The 10,240-nt window shown below is 59.1% G+C and carries 7 protein-coding genes; all 7 read left to right on the top strand.

Annotation, left to right across the window (positions count from 1 at the left end; genetic code table 11):
* The first annotated feature begins 210 nt into the window (after positions 1-210).
* Positions 211-2,265 (top strand): beta-galactosidase, encoded by a 2,055-nt coding sequence (locus QVO51_RS00695; protein ID WP_022356816.1) that lies wholly within the window; start codon positions 211-213, stop codon positions 2,263-2,265.
* Positions 2,266-2,267: 2 nt separating this feature from the next.
* On the top strand, positions 2,268-4,481 hold the full coding sequence (locus QVO51_RS00690; protein ID WP_022356815.1) for an alpha-galactosidase: 2,214 nt from the start codon (positions 2,268-2,270) through the stop codon (positions 4,479-4,481).
* On the top strand, positions 4,478-6,658 hold the full coding sequence (locus tag QVO51_RS00685) for a hypothetical protein (protein ID WP_022356814.1): 2,181 nt from the start codon (positions 4,478-4,480) through the stop codon (positions 6,656-6,658). Before QVO51_RS00690 ends, QVO51_RS00685 begins: the two co-directional genes overlap by 4 nt.
* Positions 6,658-7,440, top strand: a complete 783-nt coding sequence (locus QVO51_RS00680; protein WP_022356813.1) for a glycoside hydrolase family 25 protein — start codon at positions 6,658-6,660, stop codon at positions 7,438-7,440. The genes QVO51_RS00685 and QVO51_RS00680 overlap by 1 nt, the downstream gene beginning before the upstream one ends.
* An 11-nt stretch (positions 7,441-7,451) precedes the next feature.
* A complete protein-coding gene (locus tag QVO51_RS00675; protein ID WP_022356812.1) occupies positions 7,452-8,408 on the top strand; it encodes a type I phosphomannose isomerase catalytic subunit in 957 nt (318 codons plus the stop codon).
* Positions 8,409-8,433: 25 nt separating this feature from the next.
* Positions 8,434-9,390: an ROK family protein gene (locus tag QVO51_RS00670; protein ID WP_022356811.1), complete on the top strand. Its 957-nt coding sequence runs from the start codon at positions 8,434-8,436 to the stop codon at positions 9,388-9,390.
* Between the two features lie 147 nt (positions 9,391-9,537).
* Positions 9,538-9,750, top strand: coding sequence for a DUF378 domain-containing protein (locus tag QVO51_RS00665; RefSeq protein WP_041326481.1), 213 nt, complete (start codon positions 9,538-9,540; stop codon positions 9,748-9,750).
* Positions 9,751-10,240 lie beyond the last annotated feature (490 nt).

The following is a 10,240-nucleotide window of genomic DNA, read 5'->3' as shown; positions in this document are numbered from 1 at the left end:
TTTATCTAAGGCAATACCGCACAAAGCCCACCTGTCGGCTTTGCGCAGCATCTGCTGACGAATTTTCCGTCATATCACACAGAAACTCCTTGCAATACGCCAGTATTCCTGCGTCGTTTCTATGCAATCTGACGAAAAATCTGTTGGCACATCTACCACACATTCTTTGTGCGGTGTTGCCGAAAAGCAAAAGCGAATGAGGATCGTGTTATGAGAAAAGAAGCGAACATCAAGCTAAACTGCCTGCTCCACGGGGCGGACTATAACCCGGAGCAGTGGCTGGATACACCGGAGGTGCTGGAGGAGGACATCCGGCTGATGCAGCAGGCAGGCATCAACTGCGTGTCCGTGGGCATCTTCTCCTGGACGGCGCTGGAGCCGGCGGAGGGGGTATACACCTTCCAGTGGCTGGATCAGGTCATTGAGCATCTGTACGAAAACGGCATCTACACGGTGCTTGCCACGCCCAGCGGCGCAAAGCCTGGCTGGATGGCGAAGAAGTACCCGGAGATCCTCCGGGTGGAGGCGGATCGCCGCCGGAATCTCCAGGGGGGGCGGCACAACCACTGCTACACCTCCCCGGTATACCGGGAGATGGTGACCCGGATGAACACCCGGCTTGCCGGGCGGTACGCCCACCATCCCGGGGTGATCCTGTGGCATGTTTCCAACGAGATCCAGGGAGAGTGCCACTGTCCCCTGTGCCAGGCGGCATTCCGCATCTGGCTCAAGGAGAAATACGGCAGTCTGGAAAAGCTGAACAGGGCATACTGGACGGCGTTCTGGAGCCATACCTACACGGACTGGGAGGAGATCGAGTCCCCGGCACCCCAGGGAGAGACCAACGTACACGGACTGGTGCTGGACTGGCGGAGATTCTGCACTGCCCAGACCGTGGACTTCTTCCGGGTGGAGACAGCGCCGCTGCGGGCGGAGAATCCGGAGATCCCGGTGACCATGAACATGATGGGCTTCTATGACGGCATTGACTACTGGCAGTTCCTGCCGGAGCTGGACATCATCAGCTGGGACAGCTACCCGGGCTGGCACAACGGAGACGGGAACGAAGGGGGCAATGCGGTCTGGAACGGGGCATACTGCGACGCAATGCGTGCCATGAAGCACAAGCCCTGGCTGCTGATGGAGAATTCCCCCAGCACCACCAACTGGATCGGGGCATCCCGGCACAAGCGGCCCGGCTTTCACCGGCTCACTGCCATCCAGAACCTGGCACACGGCTCGGACAGCATCCAGTACTTCCAGTGGCGGCAGAGCAGAGGCTCCTGCGAAAAATTCCACAGCGCCGTGGTCAGCCACAACTCCTCTCCGGAGGTACGGATCTTCCGGGAGGTGGCAGGCGTGGGCGCTATGCTGAAAAAGCTGAAGGAGATCCGGGGCAGCCATGTGCCTGCCAAAGCGGCGATCATCTATGACGTGCAGAACGGCTGGGCGATCGGAGAATCCAAGGGGCCCAGAAACATCGGGGAAGGGTACCTTGACCTGATCCTGCGGATCTATGAGGGCTTCTGGCGCCGGGGCATCCCGGTGGATCTGGTGCATATGGACGCACCCCTGGATGGCTACCGCTTTGTGGCGGCACCCATGCTGTATATGCTCCGGGGGGACATTGCCCAGCGGCTCCGGCGGTTTGCGGAGCAAGGCGGCACCCTGCTGACCAGCTATCTCACCGGATTGGTGGACGAAACGGATCTTTGCTACCTGGGGCAGACCCCTGCCTGTGGTCTGACGGAGGTGCTGGGTCTGTGGGCGGAGGAGATCGACGGCCTGTGGGATCATCAGCACAACGGCATTGTGATGCAGGACGCCCCCGGCATGCAGAACCGGTATGAGGCAAGCCGCCTGTGCGAAGTGGTGCATCCCACCACGGCGGAAACCCTTGGGGTCTACGAAAGCGACTACTACCAGGGCATGCCGGCGGTAACGGTGAACCGGTTCGGCAAGGGGCGGGTATATTATGTGGGTACCTTTGGGGAATCCCAGTTCTACTACGATCTGCTGGGGCGCATCGCCCCGGAGGCAGGCTTGTCCCCGGCACTGGATACGGAGCTGCCCTACGGGGTCACCGTGGGCATCCGGCAAAGTGATACGAAAACCTATTACTTCCTGCAGAATTTCAACAAGGATTCCAGGGAGCTGGTACTGCCCTTCACCCTGGAGGATCTGGAAACCGGAGGGGTCTACACCGGTACCATCACCCTGGCAGGCTACGAGGGCATGGTCTGCGCCCGGGCAAAGGAGGCATAGCCATGCACATCACCTATGACGAAACCCTGAAGCTGTTCCGGCTCACCGCCGGAGATATGCTGTACGCCATGGGGATCACGGACGGGGCGTACCTTGCCCACATATATTTCGGAAAAAATCTGCCGGATGCTGATCTGACGGAGCTGCTGCGGCTGGATGAAAACCCCTTCACCCCCTCTGTGAATAACCGGGACAAGGCAAGCTATATGGACACCCTGCCCTTTGAGTGCCCCTGCTTCGGACTGGGGGATTACCGGGAGCATGCAGTGGAGATCCTGGACGGGGCAGGCATGAGCACCTGTGACTTCCGGTATGTGTCCCACCGCATCATCCCCGGCAAGCCGGGACTGCCGGGACTGCCTGCCACCTTCGGCACGGAGCAGCAGGCAATGACCCTGTGCATCCTGTGCCGGGACGAGCATGCAGACCTGGAGCTGGAACTGCGGTATTCCGTGTTTGAGCAGATGCATACGATCGTGCGCAGCGCCATTGTCCGGAACACCGGAAGGGCGGACTGCCGGCTGAAGCGGCTGCTGAGCGCCACCCTGACCCTGGACGGAGACGGGTATGATATGCTGACGCTGAACGGCTCCTGGGCACGGGAGCGGCATGTGGAACGGTGCCGGCTCCACATGGGCAAGCAGCGGATCGACAGCATGCGAGGGGAAAGCTCCCACCAGCACAACCCCTTTTTCGCCCTGGCGGAGCAGGGTGCGGACGAAGACCGGGGGGTATGCTACGGGCTGAATCTGATCTACTCCGGCAATTTCATAGCACAGGCGGAGGTGGATCAGCACCACACCACCCGTGCCCAGATCGGCATCAACCCTACGGATTTCACCTGGCTGCTGCCCCCCGGGGAGGCTTTTGCCGCACCGGAGGCAGTACTGGTCTGGTCGGAGGAGGGGCTGGGGGGCATGTCCCGCACCTTCCACGATCTGTACCGGCAGCATCTGATCCGCAGCAAGTACCGGGCTCTGCCCCGGCCGGTGCTCATCAACAACTGGGAAGCCACCTACTTCGACTTCAACGAGGAAAAGCTCCTGTCCATCGCCCGGGAGGCGGCAAAACTGGGCATCGAAATGCTGGTAATGGACGACGGCTGGTTCGGACACCGGGACAAGGACAATTCCAGTCTGGGGGACTGGCATGTGTACGAAAAGAAGCTGCCCGGCGGGCTGAAATCCCTGGTGGACAAGGTACGGGCAATGGGGCTGAAATTCGGCATCTGGTTCGAGCCGGAAATGGTCTCCCCGGACAGCGACCTGTACCGTGCCCACCCGGACTGGGCGATCCAGGTGCCCGGCAGGGAGCTGACCCTGTGCCGGGAGCAGTATGTACTGGATTATTCCCGGCAGGATGTGCGGGAGTATGTATACGGCATGCTCCGGGACATTCTCACCAGTGCGGACATTTCCTATGTCAAGTGGGATATGAACCGGCAGCTGACGGAGGTGGGCTCCCGGATGCTTCCGGCAGACCGGCAGCGGGAGCTGTGGCACCGGTATGTGCTGGGGGTCTATGAGATGATGGAGCGGCTGGTAACGGAATTTCCGGATCTGCTGCTGGAAAACTGCTCCGGCGGCGGCGCCCGGTTCGATCCGGGCATGCTGTACTACAGTCCCCAGATCTGGGCATCGGACGATACGGACGCTATGGAGCGGCTGAAGATTCAGTACGGCACTTCCCTGTGTTACCCGGTTTCCGCCATGGGCGCTCACGTCAGCGACTGTCCCAACCATACGGTGGGCAGAACCACCCCCTTCCAGACCCGGGGGCATGTGGCGATGGCAGGCACCTTCGGCTATGAGCTGGACATTACGAAGATCTCCCCGGAGGATCGGGGTCAGATTCCCGGTCAGATCGCCGATTACAAGCGGTACAGCCACATCATGCGGAACGGGGATCAGTACCGGATCGGGGATCCCTTCGGCACGGCAGGCTATGATGCCTGGATCTTTGTGACCAAGGACAAGGGGGAGGCGCTGTTCACCTATGTGCAGACCCTGTCCCGACCCAATGTGCGCTCCCGGCGGATCCGGCTCAAGGGACTGAACCCGGAAAGCTGGTACCGGTGCAGCGAAAACGGAAAAACCTACAGCGGCGCTTATCTCATGCAGGCAGGGCTGCGCATGCCCAACCTGTGGGGGGATTTCCAGAGCCGACAGATCTACCTGGAGCAGACCGGGCAGGATAAAATGGAGGAAAAGGCATGAATCAGAAGCACAAAGCAACAGCCCTGAGCCTGGCGCTTGCCATGGTCACCGGGCTTTCCGCCTGTGACAGCAAGCAGGGCGCATCCGTCAGCTACCGCTGGGGCAACGTTGCCATCGGCGGCGGCGGTTATGTGACCGGCATCACCTACAACCCCACGGAGGAGGGGCTTATGTATGCCCGGACGGATATGGGGGGCGCATACCGGTGGAAATCCGGGGACAACCAGTGGGTGTGCATCACGGATCACCTGGGAGGCGTGAACTCGGACAGCTGGAACCTGAACGGGGTGGAATCCCTGGCGACAGATCCGGTGGAGCCCAACCGGGTGTATATGTCCTGCGGCACCTATATGGGACAGCCGGGCGCCATTCTCTGCTCCGATGACTACGGGAACAACTGGAAACAGGTGGACATCGGCGTCACCTTCGGGGCGAACAACTCCGGCAGAGGCGCCGGGGAACGGATGATGGTGGATCCCAAGCACAACAGCACCGTATACCTGGGCACACGCAGCGACGGGCTGTGGCGTTCCAAGGACTACGGGGCAAACTGGGAACAGGTCAGCTCCTTCCCGGTCAAGGGCAACTACAGCCAGGAGGGCATTAGCATGGGGATCCTCTGGGTGGAGTTTGACCCGGTTTCCGGTGATATCTATGTGTGCGCCGCCATGAAGGACGGTCAGTGCATCTACACCTCCTCCGACCAGGGAGAAAGCTGGGAGGCGCTGCCTGCCAACGAGAAGGGCATGTATCCCACCCAGGCAGGGATCTCCTCCAACGGCTATCTGTATCTGAGCTACAGCGACACCTGCGGCCCCAATACCTCCTGCAAGAACGGCAAGGTGTACCGCTGGAGCCTGGCGGACAAGAAGTATGAGGACATTACCCCCCAGGTAGGGGACAATCACTACGGCGGATACGGGGGCGTATCCATCGACGCCAAGGATCCGGACACGGTGGTGGTTTCCTCCCTGTGCTTCTGGGACGGCAAGGGCGAGAACCTGTACCGCACCACGGACGGGGGCAAGACCTGGAAAGCACTGTATGACGAAAGCGGCAGCCATTATCAAATGGACGTAACGGACGCCCAGTGGCTCAACTGGGGCAGAGAACAGCCCCAGACCGGCTGGTGGGTATCGGACATTGAGATCAACCCCTTCAATTCCGATGAAGTGACCTACGGCACCGGCGCAACGGTGTACACCACGGTGAACATGACCGCTCTGGACAACGGCGGAGACGTGACCATTAAGTTCAACGCCTATGGTCTGGAGGAAAACGCAGTATTCAAAATGGTTTCGCCCCCCCATGCAGACGGCAGTACCCCCCAGCTGTATTCCATTATGGGGGATCTGACGGGCTTTTCCCATATGGATGTGAACGTGCGGCCGGATGACGCACACTTTATGAAGGAGGGGGTTCCCCAGGACGTGGACTGTGCATGGCTGAATCCCAATGTGGCAGCATACACCAGTGACAACGGGAAAATGCCGGTGCGGATCACGCTGGACGGGGGCAAGACCTGGAACGCATGCACCGCACTGGGCACCGGCGGCACCAGCGGCACGGTTGCCCTGTCCGCCAACGGCAGTACCATGCTCTGGGCGCCCAACAGCACCAAGGCAGAGACCTATGTATCCAACGACAACGGCAAGACCTGGTATGTGGCAAACGGACTGGGCTTCCAGCCGAAAATGGCGGCGGACAAGGTGAATCCCTCCAAAATCTATGCGGCATGCGGCGGTCAGGTGTTTGCATCCGAGGACGGGGGCTTCAACTTTGCGCCCACCGGGGCACTGGTGTCCGACACCACCACCCTGTATACTGTGGACGGCAGGGAGGGGCATGTATGGGCGCTCAGCGGCAGCATCATCATGTTCTCCCAGGACGGGGGCAAGACCTTTGAAAATCTGAAAAACTTCAATGCCAGAGCCATGGGCTTCGGCGCGCCGAAAAATGCAGGGGATTACCCGGTGCTGTATGCCATGGGGAGCAGTGACAACGTAAACGGCATCTTCCGCTCCGCCGATCAGGGCAAGACCTGGCAGCGGATCAACGATGACAAGCACCAGTTCGGAAACATCACCCCCTATATCTCCGGGGACGGCAGCGTCTACGGCAAGGTATACTTCGCCACCAACGGCAGAGGCATCGTGATGGGGGATATTGCAGAGTAATGGGGCGCATATCCCGCAAAAAGCGGATTTTGCTGATCGGACTGATCCTGCTGGTGCTGGCGGCAGGCACCGGGGTGGGGGGCTGGCTGGTGTATACCGGACGGATCCGGCTGAATCATCCGTCCCCGGAAAAATACCCGGTACGGGGGGTGGATGTGTCCCACTACCAGGGGGCAATCGACTGGCAGGTGCTGTCCGCCCAGTCCATCCAATTCGCCTATATCAAAGCCACGGAGGGCAGCAGCCTGGTGGACGAATACTTCGCCCAGAACTGGCAGGACGCACACCGGACCGCTTTGTATGTTGGAGCGTACCACTTTTTCAGCTTTGACAGCCCGGGACAGTCCCAGGCGGAAAATTTCATCCGCACCGTGCCGGAAACGGACAACGCCCTGCCCCCGGTGATCGATCTGGAGTACTACGGGGACAAGGCGTCGGATCCCCCGGAACGGGAGGGAGTGCGCCGGGAACTGGATGCCCTGATCCGGGCGCTGAAGGAGCAATACGGCAAGACCCCGGTGATCTACACCACCTATACCTGCTACCGGGAATATCTGAAGGGGGATATGCCGGACTGTCCCATCTGGTACCGGAGCGTGTATGCGCCGCCCCTGGTGGGGCCGGACTGGGTGTTCTGGCAGTATCGGTGCGACGCCCGGCTGCCGGGCTATGCAGGGAATCACTGGGAGCAGAAAAACATTGACCTGAATGTATACCGGGGCAGCTATGCGGAATTCCTGGAGGAATTCGGACTGACGGAAAAGCATACAACTACAGAATAAAGGAGAACGCTATGTACCCAATGCAGCTGATCGCCCCCTGTAAGGATTACCTTTGGGGAGGCACCCGGCTCCGGGAGGAGTTCGGTAAAACAAGTGACAAGGAAAAAATCGCAGAAAGCTGGGAGCTGTCCTGTCATAAGGACGGGGTATCCCGGATCGCAAACGGCAAATACGCCGGTATGCTGCTGACCGAATACCTGGAACATGCCGGAAAAGCCGTTCTGGGCACAAGGGGGGCGGCGTTCCGGTACTTCCCGGTGCTCATCAAGCTCATCGATGCCAAGGACAATCTGTCCGTACAGGTGCATCCGGACAACGAATACGCCCTCCGGGTGGAGGGGGAATACGGCAAGACGGAAATGTGGTACATTGTGGACTGCGAGCCGGGCGCAAAGCTGATCTACGGCTTTGCGCAGGAGATCACCAAGGAGGAGTTCCGCCGGAGAATCGCAGACAACACCCTGCTGGAGGCGGTGCATCAGGTGCCGGTACACAAGGGGGATGTGTTCTTCATTGCCGCCGGTACCCTTCACGCCATCGGCGCCGGGATCCTGATTGCGGAGATCCAGCAAAATTCCAACACCACCTACCGGGTATACGACTACGGGAGAGTGGGGGCGGACGGAAAGCCCCGTGCCCTGCACATTGACAAGGCGGCGGAGGTGACACGCCTGGCGCCTGCAAAGCCCTATCCTGCATCCCCGCCCCGGGAGCATGCAGGATACACCGAGACCCTGCTGGCAGGGTGCGAGTATTTCACCGCCCGGCGGCTGGATCTGCATGGGGCGGCAAAGCTGGATGCGGATGAGGCATCCTTCCACCACATCCTGCTGACGGAGGGGCATGCAGTGCTCACCGCCGGGGAGGATACCCTGACCCTGAAGAAGGGAGCAAGCGTGTTCCTGCCCGCAGGACTGGGGACATATACTTTGGACGGAACCGGTCAGGCCATCCTGACAACGGTCTGAATATACCACAAAGGAGTCAAAACATATGAAGTATTACATAGGCATTGATCTGGGCGGCACCAACATTGTAGCAGGTGTCGTGGACGAACAGTACAACATTCTGGCAAAGGCAAGCACCAAGACCAACTGCCCCCGGCCGGATCGGGAGATCGCAAGGGATATGGCAAAAATGGCAATCCAGGCAGTGGAAAATGCAAAGCTGACCATGGAGCAGATCGAGTGGATCGGCATCGGCACCCCCGGCATTGCCAACAGCCGGGACGGGATCATTGAGTACTCCAACAACCTGGGCTTTGTAAACACTCCCATGGTCAAGTACATCCAGGAGGACATTGACAAGCCCGTATTCGTGGAGAATGACGCAAACGCTGCCGCATACGGCGAATTTGTTGCCGGGGCTGCCAAGGGCGCAAACAACGCCGTATGCATCACCCTGGGCACAGGCGTAGGGGGCGGTATCATCATTGACGGGAAGATCTACGCAGGCTCCAATTTTGCCGGTGCAGAAATCGGGCACACGGTGATTTCCGTGGACGGTCCCCAGTGTACCTGCGGCAGAAAGGGCTGCTTTGAGGTATTCTCCTCTGCAACCGGTCTGATCCGGATGACCAAGGAGTCCATGGCGAAAAATCCGGACAGCAGCATGCACAAGCTGGTGGCAGAGCGGAGCGGCAAGGTATCCGCACGGATCGCCTTTGACGCAATGCGCATGGGGGACGCTGCTGCAAAGGCAGTGGTGGACGACTACATCAAGTATCTGGCGGCAGGCATCACCAACACCATCAACACCTTCCAGCCGGATATCCTCTGCATCGGCGGCGGCGTCTGCAACGAAGGGGACGCCCTGCTGCTGCCGGTGAAGGAACTGGTGGCAAAGGAGGTCTACACCCGGAACTCCAAGCAGAACACCCAGATCGTCATTGCAAAGCTGGGGAACGACGCCGGCATCATCGGCGCCGCATTCCTGGGGAACGCACAGTAAGACTGATGCAAAGCAGTCCGCTTCGGCGGGCTGTTTTCTTTTGGATCGATTTTACAAGAAAGAATGCGGCATAAACCCGGAAAAGCCGGTGATACTAGTGCCATGAGCATAGGAACTATGTTCATGAGAAATGAGGTGTTCAAACGTATGTGGGACAAGCTCGCTTTGATCCTGCTGATCATCGGCGGTGTGAACTGGGGGTTAGTCGGTATCTTTGAATTCGACCTCGTTGCATGGCTTTTCGGAGGCGCAGCCTCTCTGGTCAGCAGAGCGATCTATATCCTGGTCGCAATCAGTGCGGTCTGGTGCATCACACTGCTGTTCCGGAACGATCAAAAGCTGGTCGAGGTGGAAGCGTAGCGTACACCGCCAAAGCAAAAAGCAGGCACTGTCGGGCAAGGATGCCGTTCCGACAGCGGCCTGTTTTTTGTGTTTTTGACCTTTGTGACCTGTTTCTTTTGTGTTGCTTTTGATGCTCTGCGTGCTTGGCACACGCAGTACGGGTTTACTGTCATCTTGGGGAGATGTGTATTGCTCTATTTCTTGGGGAGATGTGCGTGACTCTATTTGATTAACCGGATGGGTCACGCATGACCCATCTACCGGTGTGCGAGCGACAACCTCTTTGAGAGGGGAGAGAGCGCATCTAACGATGCTTATTCTCTCCCCTCTCACCGGTTTTCTCTCGCGCTCTCTTTTCCACAACTCTCCCCTCTCTTGGGGAAAACAGATGTGATGAACAGTTTCCACGATTTCATGCGCCAGACTGGTTCATTTCCGTTTTGTGCAGCATCATGGGAATGTGTAACCTACAGGTTTATACCATAGGGGGATGGGGAAGGAGGAAAGC

It is taken from the genome of Ruminococcus sp. CAG:379, from assembly GCF_000434255.1.
Classification (GTDB): domain Bacteria; phylum Bacillota; class Clostridia; order Oscillospirales; family Ruminococcaceae; genus Ruminococcus_F; species Ruminococcus_F champanellensis.
Note: the sequence above shows the minus strand (reverse complement) of the source record. Positions and strands in the feature narration are given on the sequence as shown.

Excerpts from the sequence above, each read along its gene's own strand:
- QVO51_RS00670 (WP_022356811.1), top strand. The coding sequence starts at position 8,434 with ATGAAGTATTACATAGGCATTGATCTGGGCGGCACCAACATTGTAGCA.
- QVO51_RS00695 (WP_022356816.1), top strand. The coding sequence starts at position 211 with ATGAGAAAAGAAGCGAACATCAAGCTAAACTGCCTGCTCCACGGGGCG.
- QVO51_RS00680 (WP_022356813.1), top strand. The coding sequence starts at position 6,658 with ATGGGGCGCATATCCCGCAAAAAGCGGATTTTGCTGATCGGACTGATC.
- QVO51_RS00675 (WP_022356812.1), top strand. The coding sequence starts at position 7,452 with ATGTACCCAATGCAGCTGATCGCCCCCTGTAAGGATTACCTTTGGGGA.
- QVO51_RS00665 (WP_041326481.1), top strand. The coding sequence starts at position 9,538 with ATGTGGGACAAGCTCGCTTTGATCCTGCTGATCATCGGCGGTGTGAAC.
- QVO51_RS00690 (WP_022356815.1), top strand. The coding sequence starts at position 2,268 with ATGCACATCACCTATGACGAAACCCTGAAGCTGTTCCGGCTCACCGCC.
- QVO51_RS00685 (WP_022356814.1), top strand. The coding sequence starts at position 4,478 with ATGAATCAGAAGCACAAAGCAACAGCCCTGAGCCTGGCGCTTGCCATG.